Source organism: Streptomyces celluloflavus, assembly GCA_000720995.1.
In the GTDB taxonomy this organism is placed as follows: Bacteria; Actinomycetota; Actinomycetes; order Streptomycetales; family Streptomycetaceae; genus Streptomyces; species Streptomyces celluloflavus.
The window spans coordinates 20034-35743 of sequence record JOEL01000039.1 but is presented as its reverse complement, the minus strand read 5'-3'; the positions used below and the strand labels follow the sequence as shown (position 1 = coordinate 35743).

The following is a 15710-nucleotide window of genomic DNA, read 5'->3' as shown; positions in this document are numbered from 1 at the left end:
CCAGGCGGGCGCCCCCACGACGTCCGCGGCACAGATCCGAGCAGCCAAGCCGGCACCGCCAACCCGGCCGCTGCCGGAGGCCCGCCCCGGCTGCGGCAGGATGGGCGGTATGGCAGCTGACAACGCGTATCTGCTGGACAACCGGCAGCGGGAGGCCGGGCGGCGCTTCGAGGCGTTCGCCGAGCTCTTCGATCCGTGGACGCTCGGGCATCTGGAGCGGCCGGGGCCGTTGACGGGTCTGCGCTGCTGGGAGGTGGGGGCCGGCGGCCCCTCCCTGCCGGCCGCGCTCGCCGCCCGGGTCGGGCCGACCGGGCAGGTGCTGGTGACCGACCTCGACACCACCTGGCTGACCGGGGCGGCCGACGGCGGACCCGACAGCGCACCGGTGCGGGTGCTCCGCCACGACGTGGTCAGGGAGGAGCCGCCGGGCGGGGACTTCGACCTGGTCCATGCCCGGCTCGTGCTCGTCCATCTGCCCGAACGTGCCCAGGTGCTGCGCACGTTGGCCGCGGCGGTGCGGCCGGGCGGCCGGCTGGTCATCGAGGACGCCGATCCCGCGCTGCAGCCGTTGGCCTGCCCCGATGAACGCGGCCCGGCCCAGGAGCTGGCCAACCGGATCCGGCAGGGCTTCCGGTCCCTGCTCGCCGAACGCGGCGCCGACCTCGCCTTCGGCCGCACCCTGCCGGCCCTGCTGCGCGCCGCCGGGCTGCGCGAGGTGGCGGCCGAGGCGTACTTCCCGGTCACTTCGCCGGCCTGCCGGGAGCTGGAGGCCGCCACCGTGCGCCAGTTGCGCGAGCAGTTGGTCGCGGCCGGGCTGGCCACCCCCGCGGAGATCGAGGAGCACCTGGCGAACCTGCGTGAGGACCCGGACCGGGAGCCGGAGCAGGAACTGGACGTCACCACCGCGCCGTTGATCACCTGCTGGGGTCGCCGCCCACTCCGGTGACCTGCGGCCAGAGCCGGTCGCTGCCGCCTTCCACCACCCGCCGCCCGATCCTCCGGAACCAGGCGTGTTCGCTGCCGTCCTCATCGCGCCAGGACCACATGCGGGTGGTGGCCAGGTGGAGCGGGCTGAGTTCGGTGAAACCGATCGCGCCGTGCAATTGGTGGGCGATGCGGGTGATCTCGGCCACCGAGGCGGAAGCCTGCGCGGCGGCGACGCAAGCCGCGAACTCGGCGGTGTCCGGATCGGCAGCGGTGCCCGGATCGGCGAGAGCGGCGGCGGCCGCCTCGACGGCCGCCGCTATCAGGGCCGCCTCCTCGACCAGTTTGGCCTCCTCCTGCTTGACGGCCTGGAAGTGGCTCAGCGGACGGCCGAACTGCACGCGAGACGTTGTATGGGCGACCGTCAGCTCGACACAGCGGCGTGCCGCGCCGGCGATCAGGGCGGCCCGTGCCAGGCCGGCACGCCACTGCGCCTCCCGGACCAGTGCGGCCGGGACCCGGCGGACCCGCTCGGCGGGGACCGCCACGTCGGTCAGGACGAGATCGTCCCTGGGCTCGCCCGCCAGGTTCGTGCCCTCGGCCCGTCGGCACTCGGCGGCTTCGAGGAGGAGGAGCACGGGCCCACCGGACGGCCCCTCGGTCAGCACGGCCACGGCGTCGGCGGCGCGGGCCCACGGCACCCGGTGCAGGGTGCCGCTGACGCGCAGGGCGTCGTCGGTGCCGCGCGCACCCAGGGGGCCGACCCTGCTGCCCGTGTCCACGTGGGTGAACCGTGCGTCGAGCGGTCCGGAGGCGACCGTGAGCGGCCCGTCCGGGACGGTGAGCCCGGCCGCGGCCAGCAGCGGACGCGCGGCGAGCAGCGTCTCGCCGAGCGGAGCAGGGGTACCGCGGTAGCCGGCCTCGCACACCAGAGCCACCAGAGCGGCCGGATCGGTGTCGAGCGGCGGCAGGGCGTCGGCGGCGCGCAGCTCGTCCCACACCGTCCGGGCGGACTCGGCGGGCCGCTCCCGGGCGTCGGTCTCCTGCGCTCCGGCCAGCACGGCGGCGGCGCGTTCGAGGAGGGATTCGGTGCTCATGAGGACAGCTCCAGACCTCGGGTGATGATGCCACGCAGGATTTCGTTGGTGCCGCCGCGCAGCGTGTAGCCCGGCGAGTGCAGGATCGCGGTGGCGAGCAGTTCGGGATAGGTGCCGCGAGTGGCGTCGAAGCGGGCGGTGACCGGCAGGATCTCGCGGACCGCGTTGACGAGTTCGCCCTCGAAGCGGGTCCCGAGGTCCTTGACCAGAGCGGCGTGCACATCGGCTGGCCGGCCGGCCTCCAGGGCGGCGGCCACGCCCAGCGACAGCTGCCGGATCGAGGACAGGCGCGCGGTGAGACGGCCCACCCGGGCGTGCTGCTCCGGGCCGCACGTGGTCCGCCGCAGCTGTCCGACGAGTGCGGTCAGCAGCGGCAGCGTGGACAGGAAGCGCTCCGGCCCGCTGCGTTCCAGGGCCAGTTCCCCGGTGACCTGCTGCCAGCCGTCACCGGGGCGGCCGAGGAGCGCGTCGTCGGCGAGCTCGACGCCTTCCAGGTGGCAGTAGTTGAAGGTGTGCTCACCGCTGAGCAGGCGGATCGGTTCGGTGCGGACGTGCGGATCGCGCAGGTCGACGATGAACTGGCTCAGCCCGGCGTGGCGGTCCTCGGAGTCTTCGGTGCGGGCGAGCACGATCGCGTAGTCGTTGACGTGCGCCCCGCCCGTCCACATCTTGGTGCCGGTCAGCCGCCAGCCGTTGTCGGTCCGCACCGCCCGGGTCTGCACCGAGGCCAGGTCCGAGCCGCTGTCCCGCTCGCTCATGCCGATGGAGAAGAAGCATGCGCCGGCGGCGATCCTGGGCAGGAAGTGGCGCCGTTGCTCTTCGGTGCCGTGGCGCAGGATGGAGGGCCCGGCCTGCCGGTCGGCGACCCAGTGGGCCGAGACCGGGGCGCCGGCCGCCAGCAGTTCCTCGATGACGACATAGCGTTCGAGGTTGCCGCGCCCGACGCCGCCGTACTTCTGCGGCAGGGCCATGCCGACCCAGCCGCGTTCGGCGAGGCGGCGGGTGAAGGCGGGATCCCAGCCGGTCAGCCAGGAGTCGGGCCGGCCCAGGATGGTGCCGGCGGCGCGCTCGGCATCGAGGAAGTCGCGCACTTCCTGCCGCAGTTGCCGTGTTTCGGGGGGCAGTTGCACTGCCCCGGCGCCAAGGACGGAGAGGGCCATGGGGGTACTCCTCACAGGTAGGGGTGCGGAAGCGGTCTGTGGTCAGGCGCCCGTGAAACGCGGGGGGCGGTGTTCTCGGCGGGCCTGGACGCCCTCGCGGAAGTCGTCGGTGGTGACGGTCACCGGCTGGGCGAGCGCTTCCCAGGTCAGCGCCTGTTCGACGGTGGGCTGTCCCTGGGCCAGGCCGCTCTTGGTCAGCCGCACCGCCAGCGGGGCGGCGGCGGCTGCCTCGTCGGCCACGTCGAGTGCGTACCGCAGCACCTGGTCGGCGGGCAGGGCCTCGTGCACCAGGCCCAGGGCGGCGGCTCGCGCGCCGCTCACCAGCCGTCCGGTCAGCAGGAGTTCACGGGCGCGCGGCAGGCCGACGGCCTCGGCGAGCAGTGCGGTGGTGGCCATGCCCGGGTGCAGGCCGAGCTGGACGAACGGTGCGCCGAGCTTCGCCTCCTCGGCGGCGTAGCGCAGGTCACAGGCCAGGGCCAGGGCCAGTCCGGCACCCACCGCGTGGCCGCCCACGGCCGCCACGGTGGGGACGGGCAGGTCGCGGATGGTCAGCCAGGTCCGGTAGAAGGCCGACAGGTGGGCGCGGGCGGCCGGCAGGCCCTGGCCGTGCGCGTCGGCGAGTTCCCCCAGGTCGGCTCCCGAGCAGAACGCGGGGCCGGTGCCGGTGACCACGACGGCGCGCAGGTCGGGGGCCTCGCGCAGGGACCGCATGGTGCGCTGCCACTGCTCGGTCAGCCGCCTGGTCATGGGATTGCGTCGGTCGGGGTTGTCGAAGGTGAGCACGGTGACGCCGTTCGGCCGGTGCTCGACGCGCAGCGGTTCCTGTTCGCTCATGGGTCCTCGATTCCGGGTGTGGTGGGCTTGCGGGTTCAGGCGGAGGGGCGGTAGCCGATCTCGGCGAAGACCTCCTCGGTGTGCTCGCCGATCCGGGGGCAGTGCCGGTGCAGGCCGGTGGGGGTGGTGCGGAAGCGCACGGGCTGGCCGATGAGGCGGTAGGTGCCCTCGGTGGGGTGCTCGGCCGTCCGCAGCAGGCCGCCTTCGGTGGCGTAGTCGCTGGCGGCGGCCTCGTCCAGGCTCAGCACCGGGGCTGCCGGGATGCCGGCCGAATCGCAGAACTCCTGCCATGCGGCGCTGGTGTGCCGGGGGGAGAACTCCTCCATGAGTGCGTAGAGCTCGTCGGCGTTGCGGGCGCGGTCGGCGAGCGAGCCGAAGCGCGGATCGTCGGCCAGTTCCGGGCGGCCGACGAAGGTGAAGAAGTCGCGCCAGTTGCGGTCGCTGTAGGGCAGGATGCACATCCGGCCGTCCGCCGTGCGGGCGGCCTTGCGCCGGGAGCTGAGCGCGCGCGAGTAGCCCATCGGGCCCTGTGGCGGGTCGAGGGTCGCCGCTGCCAGGTGCTCGACCAGATTGAAGGCCAGCATGGTGTCGGCCATCGGGACCTCGATGTGCTGCCCCTGACCGGTGCGGTCACGGTGGTGGAGCGCGGCGAGCACCGACTGCACGATCACCAGGCCGCAGATCTTGTCGGCGACCACGGTGGGGACGAAGTACGGGACGCCGCTGACCTGTTCGTTCAGCCACACCAGTCCGGAGGCGGCCTGCACGATGTCGTCGTAGGCCGCGTGTCCGCCGAGCTCGGAGTCGCTGCGGAAGCCCTGGGCGTTCAGGTGGACCAGGCGGGAGTTGACGGCCGCCACGTCCTCGGGGCCCAGACCGAGTCGCCGAAGGGCCTGCGGGCGGATGTTGGTGATGAACACGTCCGCGGTCGCGATCAGGGCGAGCAGCGCGTCGCGGCCGCCCGGGGCCTTGAGGTCGATCGCGACGCTGCGCTTGTTGCGGTTGAGGTTGAGCGCCGCGGCGCCCATTCCGGGGTTGCGGGTCGGCGGGTAGTGGCGGGTCATGTCGCCGGTCGGCGGTTCGACCTTGATCACGTCCGCCCCGAGGTCCCCGAGCTGCTGCGCCGCGTAGGGAGCCATGATCACGCTGGCCAGTTCGACCACCCGCACGCCGCTCAACGGGCCCCCACCGCCGGTCTCTTGCCGTCCTGACGACATGGCATGTCTCCGATCTTCATCGGGACCGGCTCGCACGCCGGTCTGTTGACATGCAGTCAAATCCCCTGCGCCCCATATCGTCCAATACTTCCTTCTGCCGCATCTCATATGCTTCGCCATATGGAACTGACCCAGCGCCTCCTCCAGCAGTTCGTCGTGCTGGCCGAAGAGCAGCACTTCGGCCGCGCCGCCGAGCGGCTCGTCATGAGCCAGCCACCGCTCAGCCAGGCGATCCAGCGGCTGGAGCGCGGCCTGGGGGTCGCCCTGTTCGACCGCGGCCCGCGTGGCGCACGGCTCACCCCGGCCGGCCGCGCGTTCGCCGAAGACGCCCGGCGGCTGCTCGAAGCACAGGCCGCCGCCATCGACCGGGTCCGGCGGATCGCGAGCGGCCACGAGGGCGAGCTCCGGCTCGGGTTCATCAGCAGCCTCGGCTACGACCTCCTGCCGCGCCTGCTGCGCCGCACCCACGCAGAACTGCCCGGTCTGCGCCTGCACTTGAGCCAGCACTCCTCCGCGGAGCTGCTCGGCATGCTCCACACCGGGACGCTCGACCTCGCGCTGGTCCGCCTCCCGGTCACCGGCGCAGACCAGCTGACCGTCCGGCAGATCGGCGTGGAACGGCTGGTCGCGGCCCTCCCCGAACGCCACCCGCTCGCCGCCGAGCCCTCCCTCGACCTGAGCGAACTCGCCGAGCAGGAGTTCGCGCTCCCCAAACCCGGCGCGCTGCCCGGCCTCACCCAGCAGGTCGCGCTCGCCTGCGCGCAGGCCGGCTTCACCCCCCGCCCCCGGGGCCGGGCGGACGACCTGCCGGGACTGCTCGGCTATGTCGCCGCCGGCCTCTGCCTGGCACTGACCCCCGCGCAGGTGCGTTCGCTGGGGATCCCCGGTGTGACCTGCCGACCCCTGCGCGGCGCTTCCCCCTATCTGGAGACCGCGGTCGCCGCCGTCCACCGCCCCGATGGCCCCGACGCCGCCGTACAGCAGGTCCTCGGGATGCTCGCGGCCTTCGACCTGTCGGGCAGCGACAGGCCGGAGGGCGGCCAGGGCACTCCCTCCAGCTCGTGACGGGCGGCCGCGGCCCGCTGGGGTCATGGCCGGAGCGGAAGGGGCGGTGGGCGTGGCGGGCGAGGACGAAACCGGGGCGCCGGCCCGGTGGTTCGGCATCGGCACTCCGGTGGGGCTGCTGCCCCGCCCCCGACCGCGCTCGTCAACCGGCGCGGCCGGGAGCGGGGCGCCGCGATCGTCCCACCGTGCGGGCCACCGCCTGACGAACCGTCACACTCAGATGCTGAACGCCCTGCCGGCCGACCGGCCGGCAGGGCGAGGCGGCGGTGCGGATCGCCGAGGTCCACGCTCCGGCCGCTGCCGACCCGGACGCCGCCGTACCCGAGCAGCGCCGGGGACCGGCCGATCGGCACCGGTGCGCGGCCGGCGGCGCCCGCGCGGCCGGTGTCACCCCTCCGCGACAGCCTCCAGCGGGCTCAGGGCGGCTGCCCGGCGGGCCGGGACGGCGGCGGCGGCCGTACCGATCACGAGGGAGAGCAGGCACACGAGCAGCAGCGTCCCCCAGGGCAGCACCAGGGAGTACTGCTCCAGCGCCCCGTTGGCCAGCGCTCCGACCGCCCAGGCGCCGAACACTCCGCCCGCCAGGCCCAGCAGGGTGCCGAACGCGGCGACGGTCGCCGCCTCCAGACGGATCATCCGCCGGATACCGGCGCGGTCCATGCCGATGGCGCGCAGTGCGCCGATCTCGCGGGTGCGTTCGGCGACCGACATGGCCAGGGTGTTCACGATGCCGAGCGCGCCGATCACGACGCCGATGGCGAGCATCCCGTACATCACGTCGAGCAGGCCGCTCACGACGCCGGCGGCCTCGTCGACGAGTTCGCCGCGGTCCTGCACCTTCAGCAGCGGGCTGTTGCCCACGGCGGTGCGCAGCTGCTCCTGAAGGGTCTTCGAGGTTGCGTCGCCTTCGGTACGGACGAGGAGCCGCTGGACGGAACCGGGCAGGTAGCTGTGCTGCGCCACCTCACTGCGGGCGCCGAGCGCGTCGTGGGCGACGGGATTGTCCTTGTAGACGCCCACAACGGTGTACTTCTTGAGGTCCTGGCTCCGTCCCATGCGGACGTCGATGCTGCCGCCCGCGCGCACACCGTGTTCCCGGGCGACGGTGCCGGAGAGGGCGATCCGGCCCGGTCCGATGTCTTTCGCGGAGCCGCTGGTGAAGTCCAGCTTCATGACCGCGTTCACGCTGTCGGGGTCGATGCCGGAGATCGTCCGGACATGGCCGCCGGCGACCATGGTGGAGTCCGTGACGGCGGCCGCGGTCCGCACCCCGGAGGTGCCGGCCACCCGCCCCAGGGCTGCCGGGTCGATGCCGGTCATGGTGGTGCGGGAGCTGATCACGTAGTCGGCGCCGAGGCCGGCCGCGGCCTGGCGGTCGAGGGCCTGCCCGGTGGAGTTTCCGATGACGGCGAGCCCGGTCACCAGTGCGGTGCTGATCATGAGGGTGGCGGCGGTGGCCGCGGTGCGCCGCGGATCGCGCAGCGCGTTCTCTCGTGCGAGCCGGCCGACGATCCCGAAGCCGCCGGTCAGCCGTCCGGTCAGCCGGATCACGGGTGCGGCGAGCAGCGGCGCGAGCACGATCAGGGCGACGACGAGGACGGCGCAGCCGAGCATCGCGCTCCGCAGGTTCTCCTCCGAGGCATCCTTCGCCCCCGTGAGCGAGATCAGCAGACCGGCGCCGGCGACGAGGAGGACCAGCCCCACCACGGCACGGATCCGGGGCCGGGCGGTGGCGGGCGGCTGCGCGGCGGAGCGCATCGCTTCGACGGGCGCGACCTTCGCCGCCTGGCGGGAGGGCAGCCACGCGGCGAGCAGGGTGACCCCCACGCCGACCACGAGCGCCGCCGCGACCGGGCGCGGGCCGATCACCAGTGGGCCGTGGGGCAGGGTGGTCGCGCCGGTGCTCAGGATGTCGGGCAGTACGGCGGCGATGCCGAGGCCGAGCAGGAATCCGGCCGCCGATGCGGCGAGGCCGACCAGGAGGGCTTCCAGGAGGATGGAGCCGGCCACCTGGCGGCGCGAGGCGCCGATCGCCCGCAGCAGGGCGATCTCACGGGCGCGCCGCGCCACGAGCATGGTGAAGGTGTTGATGATGAGGAACGAGCCGATGAAGAGGGCGACCCCGGCGAAGACCATCGGCAGCTTCTCGTAGCCCCGGGTCAGGGTGTCGACGAGGATGGCCTGCTGATTGGCCTGGGCGGCGCCGGTGGTGGCTTCGGCCCGTTCGGCCGGGAGCATGCCGGCGACCTTGCGGGAGAGCGCGAACTGGTCGGTGCCGGGTGCGGCGGACAGGTCGATGGCGGTGTAGTGGCCCGGGGTGGCGAACAGTTTCTGGGCGGTCGCCTTGTCGAACAGGGTGAGGGTGCCGCCGGCGGTGACCCGGGTGTCCTTGGTGCTGACGATGCCGGCGAGGCGCTTGGTCATGACCGGGCCGTCGGTGGCCAGCGTGACCGAGTCGCCGATGCGGAAGTGGCCGGCCTCGGCGGTGCCGCTGTCCAGGGCGAGTTCACCGCTGTTCCTCGGGGCGTGGCCCTTCAGAAGCGGGTAGCGGCTGTCCGCGCCGTCCTTGTCCGGTACGTAGGCGCCGGCCAGGTTCGACCCGCTCTTGCCGGTCCGCAGCGGGGTGCCGTCCGCCGCGTTCAAGGCGGCCGAGCCGTCAACCGAGGGCCGTACGGCGGCGACACCGGGTACGGCGGCCAGTTTCCGCACGAGCGCGTCGTCGAGCACGCTCGTGTGCTGGTCCGGGGAGCTCCCGGGCGGGGGCTCCTTCGCGGTCACGGTGACCGCGATGTCGGCGAAGTTCTTCGACGCGGCGGCGCGGTGGGCCGCGGCGGTGGAGTCCGCGAAGACGAGGGTGCCGCAGACGAATGCGACGCCCAGGCAGACCGCGAGGACGGTCATCACCAGACGGGCCTTGTGCGCCAGGATGTTGCGCAGGGCTGTTCTCAGCATGGGTGGCTTCCGGGGGACGTGGCTCGGCGATGCGAGCCGGGGGCTGATGCGGTCCTGGGGCGGGGCGGGTCAGCTGGTGCGTGAGCGGGTGTCGAGGGACTTCATCCGGTCCAGGACCCGGTCGGGGGTGGGGCGGGTCATCTCGTCGACCAACTGGCCGTCGGAGAGGAAGACCACGCGGTCGGCGTAGCCGGCGGCGACGGGGTCGTGGGTGACCATGACGACGGTCTGGCCCAGTTCGCGTACCGAGTCGCGCAGGAAGCCGAGGACCTCGGCCCCGGCGCGGGAGTCGAGGTTGCCGGTGGGCTCGTCGCCGAAGATGATCGCGGGCTGCGCGGCCAGGGCGCGGGCGACCGCGACGCGCTGCTGCTGCCCGCCGGACAGCTGTGCGGGCCGGTGGCCGAGGCGCCCGGCGAGGCCGACCATGGCGACCACGCGCTCCAGCCACTGCGGGTCGGGCCGGCGTCCGGCGATGGTCAGCGGCAGCGTGATGTTCTCCAGCGCGGTCAGCGTCGGCAGCAGGTTGAACGCCTGGAAGATGAAGCCGATCCGGTCGCGGCGCAGCTGGGTGAGCCGGCGGTCGTTGAGCGTGCTCAGCTCGGTGGTGCCGATGCGCACGGAGCCGGAAGTGGGCGAGTCGAGCCCGGCGGCGCAGTGCATCAGGGTGGACTTACCGCAGCCGGAGGGGCCCATGATCGCGGTGAACTCGCCCTCCTTGAAGGTGATGCTGACCTGGTCCAGGGCGACGACCTGGGTGTCGCCGCTCCCGTAGACCTTCGTCAGACCGGAGGTGGCGGCCGTGATCGTGGGCATCGGCTGCGGCGCATGGGGGGCGAAGGGTTCGGCGGTCACGGGAGACTCCTCGTCAAGTGCGAAACGGTGCACTTCGAAGGGTGTCCGCGGAACGTATCGGAGCCTGAGCCACTGTGTATCGGCGTCCGCTCCGCTGTGTAGCGGTTCTGTGGTGCGGGCGGTTCTGCAGCGAATCTGTGGTGCGGGCAGTTCTGTAGCGGCTCTGTGGTGCCGGCGGTTCCGCAGCGGCTCTGTGGTGCCGGCGGTTCTGTGGGCGCGGGCGGTCAGGCCGGCAGGTGCAGGGTGGCGACGGCGCCGCCGTCCGGGGCGTTGTCCAGAAGCAGTTCGGCGCCCAGGAGCCGGGCCTGGCCCAGGGCGATGGTCAGGCCCAGGCCGTGGCCCGAGCCGCGCTCGGCCGCGCCGGTGTGGAAGCGGCGCGGTCCGTCGCGCAGCAGGTCCCGGGAGAAGCCGGGGCCGTGGTCGCGCACCACGACCGTGCGGCCTTCGACGGTGACCCGCACCGGCGCGCCGCCGTGCCGGTGGGCGTTGACGACGAGGTTGCCGACGATCCGTTCCAGGCGGCGCGGATCGGTCTCCACGGTCTGTACGGCCTCGCCGCTCCGTACGTCGACGATGTCGACCTCGGTGTCGAGGCCGGTGCGCGTCACGGCATCGGAGACGACCGCGCCGAGCGGGACACGGGCGTGGACCGGCAGTTCGGCACCGGCGTCGAGCCGGGAGATCTCCAGGAGGTCCTCGACCAGGCCGCGCAGATCGCGCACCCGGGCCCGGAGCAGGTCCTCCGTCTCACCGGGCGGCAGCAGGTCGGCGGCGGCCAGCAGCCCGCCGACGGGTGTGCGCAGTTCATGGGCCACATCCGCGGTGAACCGGCGTTCGCTCCGCAGCCGCCTGCCGAGACTGTCGGCCATGAGGTCGACGGTGGCGGCGATGTCGGCCACCTCGTCACGGCCCTTGGTGGGCCCGGTCCGGGCATCGAGGTCCCCGGCGGAGATCCGGCCCGCGGTCTCGGAGACCCACCGCAGCCGGCGGCCGAGCAGCCCGGCGCCGTAGACCGCCAGGGGCGTGGCCGCCGCGAGGGCGACCAGCGAGGCCACCGCCATGGTCACGTCGAGCCGGCGCAGGGTGTTGAGCTCCGGGCTCATGTTGACCCGGACGGCCAGCACCGGGCTGCCCGGGTCGCCGGTCCGCTGGGCGGCCCAGAAGCTCGGGCCCAGATTCCCCTCGACGCGCCCGTCGTAGACCGTGTGCCGGTCGCCGTCGGAGGGGTGTCGCAGTGCGGTGGGCAGCGCGGCCGGATCGAGTTCGGCACCGTCCACCAGCGTTCCGGTACGCCGGTGGACATCCATCGCCGCGTACACGCTGTTGAACGCGTCCCGCTCGGCGCGGGCACGGATGTCGTGCGCGGTCCAGAGGTGCACCAGCACGCCCACCACCACCGCGACCAGGCAAGCGGTGGCCGCGGCCAGCCCCGCGATCTTCCAGCGCAGGGGCACGCGGTCCGGCCGGAGCCGGCGGAACGGACGCACCGGCCTCAGCGCCTGAGCTTGTAGCCGAAGCCGCGGACCGTCTCGATCCGGTCCCGGCCCAGTTTCTTGCGCAGCCGCTGCACACACAGGTCCACGACCCGGCTGTCGCCGTCCCAGCCGTACTCCCAGACGTTGCGGAGCAGGGTGTGCCGCTCCAGCACGATGCCCGGGTGCGCGGCGAACTCCAGCAGCAGCTTCAGCTCGGTCGGGGTCAGCGCCACCGGGCTGCCGGAGACCGACACCTCCAGGCCGCCGGTGTCGATGGCCAGGTCCCCGAAGACCAGCAGGCCCTCCCCGGAAGGCGGCGGCACGTCGTCCGCGGCCGGCTCGGCCACCGGTGCGGGCGCGTAGGTCGCCCGCCGCAGCAGCGAGCGGATACGGGCCACGAGCACGTAGGTGTCCACGGGCTTGACCACGTAGTCGTCCGCCCCGGCCTCCAGACCGGCGACGACGTCGAGTCCGTCGCCGCGCGCGGACATCATCAGGACCGGCACCAGGCTGGTCTCCCGGACCCTGCGGCACAGGCCGATCCCGTCCAGACCGGGCAGCATCACGTCCAGAATCAGCAGGTCGAAGCTCTCCTCGCGGAAGAGCTCCAGCCCCGCGAGACCGTCGGCCGCGACCCGCAGCTCGTAGCCGTAGCGCTCCAGGGCGACGGCGAAGGACCGGCGCATCAGATCGTCGTCCTCCACCAGCAACACGCGAACAGGTCGCGCAGAGACCCCAGCCGGGGCGGACGAGGACACGGGCAGCTGCCTCCTGTTCGGGCGGTGATACGACGTCGGCCCCCTGGATACTCACCGCGGAGCCGGAGAACCGGTAACCGGAGAACCGCAAGAAACGATAAGGCAGACTCCGGGCGCGGCGAGCAGTCACGCAGCGGACACACGGCCGCCCCTCCCCCGCATCCGTCCTCATCGAAACCCCAGGTCAGAGCGGACAGTACGACCTCGGGAAGACGCCTGGACCACCTCCACCACAGTTACTGTCCCGCCTCTCCCCCGTGGCCCGGCGCGGTAACTCGATGGACAACCAAGCGCTGCCTGATACGCGGCGGATACAAACCCGCGCGTGGGTGGCCCGGCTCACGGGCCGACAGCGTCAGTGCACGACGGACTCGGCAGCTCCCGGGCGGTGCCGGCGCTCCACGCACCGAGACAGGCGCTGCTGCCGAGCCGTTCGCCAACGGGCAGCAGCAGGTGAACGCCCTCGAAGCCCCCAGCGCCCTCCAAGATCTCCGGACTGAAGGGCGCGTGCGGCCACCGGCTCCCACCCCGCTACACTTATCCATGGATTTATGGAGGATGGGTTGCCGGAGAACGCGAAGAGTGCGACGAAGGTCAGGCTGTACGACGCGTTCGCGGCCAGCGGCAAGGCCCTGGCCAGCGGAAAGCGTCTGGAGTTGCTGGAGCTGCTGGCCCAGGGCGAGCGCTCCGTCGACGCGCTGGCGAAGGCGGCCGGGCTGAACCTGACCACGGCGTCGGCCCATCTGCAGGTCCTCAAGCAGGCGGGGTTCGTCACCACCCGCCGGGAGGGCGTCCGCATCCACTACCGGCTCGCCGGCGACGACGTGGCCCAGCTGTTCGCGCTGCTGCGCAAGGTCGCCGAGAACCACCAGGCCGCCGTCCCCGCCGCCCGTGACGCCTACCTCGGCGAGCACGGCGCGGCCGAGGTGTCCCACGACGAGCTGCGCGTGCGGGTGGCGGCCGGGGAGGTCGTCGTGCTGGATGTGCGGGCGGTGGAGGAGTACCGGGCCGGGCATATTCCGGCCGCGGTCTCCATCCCGGTCGAGGAGCTGGCCGAGCGGATCGACGAGCTGCCCGAGGACACCGAGATCGTTGTCTACTGCCGCGACGAGTACTGCGTCCTCGCCTACGAAGCCGTAAGCCTGCTGACCGGTCTCGGCCGCCGCGCCCTCCGCCTCACCGACGGGATGCTCGAATGGCGTCTGTCGCAGATGCCCGTCGATGCCGCGGACCTCAGATGAGTGCACCGGCCGACGGCCCGCCGCACTCGGCCCCGGCGGGCCCCGCGCGCACCACCCTGTCCCGGCCACCGGCCGGCAGCAGATCACGCACGCGCAGCCGCGCGGCGGCGGCATGCTCAGCGCCGCCCGCGATGCGGACGCCGCACGGACGGCCACGACCGGCAACCGGTTGGCGCCCTTCGCCATTACTCCCGGCCGCGGCGGCGTCGAGCCCCTGATCTCCCGCCCGGTCGCCACCACCCACCACGGCCCGGATCCGGCCGAACGCACCGAGCGCGGCATCGCCGACGGCGTGATCCGCTGTCGGCCGGCCTCGAAGCGCCGACGGCCTGATCGCCGGCCCTTCCCCCAGCCCTGACGCCGACTGACGGACCGCCCTCTCGCACATGGCCCACACCCCCTCGGGGGACCGGGCCGGGCCGTGGTCCCCCATTTCACCCCCGCTCCGGAAAGTAGAGATGACCAGCACCGCACCCGCCGGCCCGACGGCCGCGATACCCCCGATACCCGACGCCGGCCAGGCACAGGCCCGCATCCTGCGTGTCCTGGTCGCCTCCCAGGTCCTCAGCGGCGCCGGGCTGGCCGCCGGTGTCACCGTTGGCGCCCTCCTCGCACAGGACATGCTCGGCACGACCAGCCTCGCCGGACTGCCCAGCGCCCTGTTCACCGCCGGATCCGCCCTCGCCGCCGTCGCCGTCGGCCGCCTCTCCCAGGCCCGGGGCCGCCGCCCCGGCCTCGCCGCCGGATACCTCGGCGGAGCCATCGGCTCGGCCGGAGTCATCGCCGCCGCCGTCCTGAGCAACCCCGTGCTGCTCTTCCTCGCCCTCTTCGTCTACGGCGCCGGCACCGCCACCAACCTCCAGGCCCGCTACGCCGGAGCCGACCTCGCCCAGCCCAACCACCGCGCCCGCGCTTCTTCCACCGTCCTGGTCGCCACCACCGTCGGCGGTGTCGCCGGACCCAGCCTCGCCGCCCCCACCGGTGCCTTCGCCGAATCCCTCGGCATCCCGAACCTGGCCGGTCCCTTCCTCCTCGCCGGAGTCGCCTACGCGCTCGCCGCCCTCGTCCTCACCCACTGGCTGCGACCGGACCCGCTGCTCCTGGCCCGTACCCTGGCCGAGCGCGAAGCAGCCAACGCCGACGCCACCGCCGACACCGCCGGCACGCGGGAGGGCCGCGGCGGAGTCGTCCCGGGCACGCTGGTCATGATCCTCACCCAGCTCGTCATGGTCGCGATCATGACGATGACCCCAGTCCACATGCACGACCACGGGCACGGCACCGCCGCCTCCGGCCTCGTCATCGCCATCCACATCGGCGCCATGTATCTGCCGTCGCCGCTGACCGGCTGGCTGGTGGACCGCTACGGCCGGCTGGCGATCGCCGCGGCCTCCGGCATCACCCTGCTGGCCGCCGGTGTGCTCGCCGCCCTCGCCCCCGGCGACTCCGTCGCCCTCCTCGCCCTGGCCCTCGCGCTGCTCGGGCTCGGCTGGAACTTCGGACTGGTGGCCGGCACCGCGATCATCACCGACGCCGTCCCGCTCGCCACCCGCGCCAAGACCCAGGGCATGGTCGACGTCGCCATCGCACTGGCCGGCGCCACCGGCGGCATGGCCTCGGGCATCATGGTCGCCGCCACCAGCTTCCCCGTCCTCGCCCTCGCCGGCGGCATCCTCGCCCTCGCCGTCCTGCCCGCCGTCGCCGCCACCGCCTACCGCCGATGACCCACCCGAACCCCATCCCCGCACCGGACATCACGGTCGACGGCACCGGCCTGCTCTGTGTCACCCTCCTGCTCCGCCTGCGCAAGGAGATCGACGGTGCCGGGCCGGGCACCGTAGTCCACGTCATCGCCACCGACCCGGCGGCCCCGCTCGACCTGCCCGCCTGGTGCCATATGACCGGCCACACCTACCTCGGGCCCCTCTCCCCGGGCGAACCGACGGTCTACGCCCTGCGCCTCTCCGCCGAAGCGCGCCGCACCCGCCCGGACGCCCCCTGGCACGCCGCCGACGACTGACCCGCCACCCGCGAGACCGAATCCGAACTCGCCCTGTTCACCCCTGCCCAGCCCGCACCGGCCACCCCTGACCCCAACTCACCTCACAATCTGGCGAGTTATCGCAGATTGCCCC

Annotated in this window: 14 protein-coding genes; 6 read left to right on the top strand and 8 right to left on the bottom strand. The window is 73.4% G+C overall.

All coding sequences use genetic code 11. The features are described from left to right. Positions 1 to 109: 109 nt before the first annotated feature. Positions 110 to 946 carry a methyltransferase gene (locus IH09_RS27500; protein WP_052860188.1) on the top strand — a complete coding sequence of 279 codons (837 nt, stop codon included), beginning with the start codon at positions 110 to 112 and terminating at the stop codon, positions 944 to 946. On the opposite strand, the gene IH09_RS27495 is transcribed toward IH09_RS27500, so the two are convergent. The 4 genes from IH09_RS27495 to IH09_RS27480 are packed head-to-tail and all read right to left on the bottom strand — an operon-like array spanning position 915 to position 5232. Next, the gene (locus IH09_RS27495; protein ID WP_052860187.1) at positions 915 to 2021 is read right to left on the bottom strand and encodes an acyl-CoA dehydrogenase family protein; all 1107 of its coding nucleotides are present in this window, start codon (positions 2019 to 2021) and stop codon (positions 915 to 917) included. The two genes, IH09_RS27500 and IH09_RS27495, sit on opposite strands and share 32 nt — an antisense overlap. Beyond that, positions 2018 to 3181, bottom strand: a complete 1164-nt coding sequence (locus IH09_RS27490; RefSeq protein WP_052860186.1) for an acyl-CoA dehydrogenase family protein — start codon at positions 3179 to 3181, stop codon at positions 2018 to 2020. Before IH09_RS27490 ends, IH09_RS27495 begins: the two co-directional genes overlap by 4 nt. 42 nt (positions 3182 to 3223) lie before the next feature. Then, positions 3224 to 4015 carry an enoyl-CoA hydratase/isomerase family protein gene (locus IH09_RS27485; RefSeq protein WP_052860185.1) on the bottom strand — a complete coding sequence of 264 codons (792 nt, stop codon included), beginning with the start codon at positions 4013 to 4015 and terminating at the stop codon, positions 3224 to 3226. A 35-nt stretch (positions 4016 to 4050) separates the two neighbouring features. After that, the gene (locus tag IH09_RS27480; RefSeq protein ID WP_052860184.1) at positions 4051 to 5232 is read right to left on the bottom strand and encodes a CaiB/BaiF CoA transferase family protein; all 1182 of its coding nucleotides are present in this window, start codon (positions 5230 to 5232) and stop codon (positions 4051 to 4053) included. A 120-nt stretch (positions 5233 to 5352) separates the two neighbouring features. Between IH09_RS27480 and IH09_RS27475 the strand changes: the two genes are divergently transcribed. Continuing rightward, positions 5353 to 6297: a LysR family transcriptional regulator gene (locus tag IH09_RS27475; RefSeq protein WP_052860183.1), complete on the top strand. Its 945-nt coding sequence runs from the start codon at positions 5353 to 5355 to the stop codon at positions 6295 to 6297. Positions 6298 to 6684: 387 nt separating this feature from the next. On the opposite strand, the gene IH09_RS27470 is transcribed toward IH09_RS27475, so the two are convergent. From IH09_RS27470 to cseB, 4 genes are all read right to left on the bottom strand, one after another. Next, the gene (locus IH09_RS27470) at positions 6685 to 9249 is read right to left on the bottom strand and encodes an ABC transporter permease (protein ID WP_052860182.1); all 2565 of its coding nucleotides are present in this window, start codon (positions 9247 to 9249) and stop codon (positions 6685 to 6687) included. A 69-nt stretch (positions 9250 to 9318) separates the two neighbouring features. Further along, positions 9319 to 10062, bottom strand: a complete 744-nt coding sequence (locus IH09_RS27465) for an ABC transporter ATP-binding protein (RefSeq protein WP_052860208.1) — start codon at positions 10060 to 10062, stop codon at positions 9319 to 9321. Between the two features lie 263 nt (positions 10063 to 10325). Beyond that, complete coding sequence (locus IH09_RS27460; RefSeq protein ID WP_205379169.1) at positions 10326 to 11597, bottom strand: sensor histidine kinase; 1272 nt, start codon at positions 11595 to 11597, stop codon at positions 10326 to 10328. Then, positions 11594 to 12289, bottom strand: coding sequence for a two-component system response regulator CseB (gene cseB, locus IH09_RS27455; RefSeq protein WP_094790787.1), 696 nt, complete (start codon positions 12287 to 12289; stop codon positions 11594 to 11596). Before cseB ends, IH09_RS27460 begins: the two co-directional genes overlap by 4 nt. Positions 12290 to 12885: 596 nt before the next feature. Here cseB and IH09_RS27450 point away from each other — a divergent pair. From IH09_RS27450 to IH09_RS27435, 4 genes are all read left to right on the top strand, one after another. Next, positions 12886 to 13575: an ArsR/SmtB family transcription factor gene (locus IH09_RS27450; protein ID WP_052860180.1), complete on the top strand. Its 690-nt coding sequence runs from the start codon at positions 12886 to 12888 to the stop codon at positions 13573 to 13575. Then, positions 13556 to 13933 carry a PLP-dependent aminotransferase family protein gene (locus IH09_RS27445; RefSeq protein WP_052860179.1) on the top strand — a complete coding sequence of 126 codons (378 nt, stop codon included), beginning with the start codon at positions 13556 to 13558 and terminating at the stop codon, positions 13931 to 13933. The genes IH09_RS27450 and IH09_RS27445 overlap by 20 nt, the downstream gene beginning before the upstream one ends. Positions 13934 to 14033: 100 nt before the next feature. After that, positions 14034 to 15299 carry an MFS transporter gene (locus IH09_RS27440; RefSeq protein WP_052860178.1) on the top strand — a complete coding sequence of 422 codons (1266 nt, stop codon included), beginning with the start codon at positions 14034 to 14036 and terminating at the stop codon, positions 15297 to 15299. Further along, complete coding sequence (locus IH09_RS27435; RefSeq protein ID WP_052860177.1) at positions 15296 to 15595, top strand: sulfurtransferase TusA family protein; 300 nt, start codon at positions 15296 to 15298, stop codon at positions 15593 to 15595. Before IH09_RS27440 ends, IH09_RS27435 begins: the two co-directional genes overlap by 4 nt. The last annotated feature ends 115 nt before the right edge of the window (positions 15596 to 15710 follow it).

What these genes read in the sequence shown, in the direction of transcription:
- IH09_RS27500 (WP_052860188.1), top strand. Translation starts at nt 110, where the DNA reads ATGGCAGCTGACAACGCGTATCTGCTGGACAACCGGCAGCGGGAGGCC.
- IH09_RS27495 (WP_052860187.1), bottom strand. Translation starts at nt 2,021, where the DNA reads ATGAGCACCGAATCCCTCCTCGAACGCGCCGCCGCCGTGCTGGCCGGA.
- IH09_RS27490 (WP_052860186.1), bottom strand. Translation starts at nt 3,181, where the DNA reads ATGGCCCTCTCCGTCCTTGGCGCCGGGGCAGTGCAACTGCCCCCCGAA.
- IH09_RS27485 (WP_052860185.1), bottom strand. Translation starts at nt 4,015, where the DNA reads ATGAGCGAACAGGAACCGCTGCGCGTCGAGCACCGGCCGAACGGCGTC.
- IH09_RS27480 (WP_052860184.1), bottom strand. Translation starts at nt 5,232, where the DNA reads ATGTCGTCAGGACGGCAAGAGACCGGCGGTGGGGGCCCGTTGAGCGGC.
- IH09_RS27475 (WP_052860183.1), top strand. Translation starts at nt 5,353, where the DNA reads ATGGAACTGACCCAGCGCCTCCTCCAGCAGTTCGTCGTGCTGGCCGAA.
- IH09_RS27470 (WP_052860182.1), bottom strand. Translation starts at nt 9,249, where the DNA reads ATGCTGAGAACAGCCCTGCGCAACATCCTGGCGCACAAGGCCCGTCTG.
- IH09_RS27465 (WP_052860208.1), bottom strand. Translation starts at nt 10,062, where the DNA reads ATGCCCACGATCACGGCCGCCACCTCCGGTCTGACGAAGGTCTACGGG.
- IH09_RS27450 (WP_052860180.1), top strand. Translation starts at nt 12,886, where the DNA reads ATGGAGGATGGGTTGCCGGAGAACGCGAAGAGTGCGACGAAGGTCAGG.
- IH09_RS27445 (WP_052860179.1), top strand. Translation starts at nt 13,556, where the DNA reads ATGCCGCGGACCTCAGATGAGTGCACCGGCCGACGGCCCGCCGCACTC.
- IH09_RS27440 (WP_052860178.1), top strand. Translation starts at nt 14,034, where the DNA reads ATGACCAGCACCGCACCCGCCGGCCCGACGGCCGCGATACCCCCGATA.
- IH09_RS27435 (WP_052860177.1), top strand. Translation starts at nt 15,296, where the DNA reads ATGACCCACCCGAACCCCATCCCCGCACCGGACATCACGGTCGACGGC.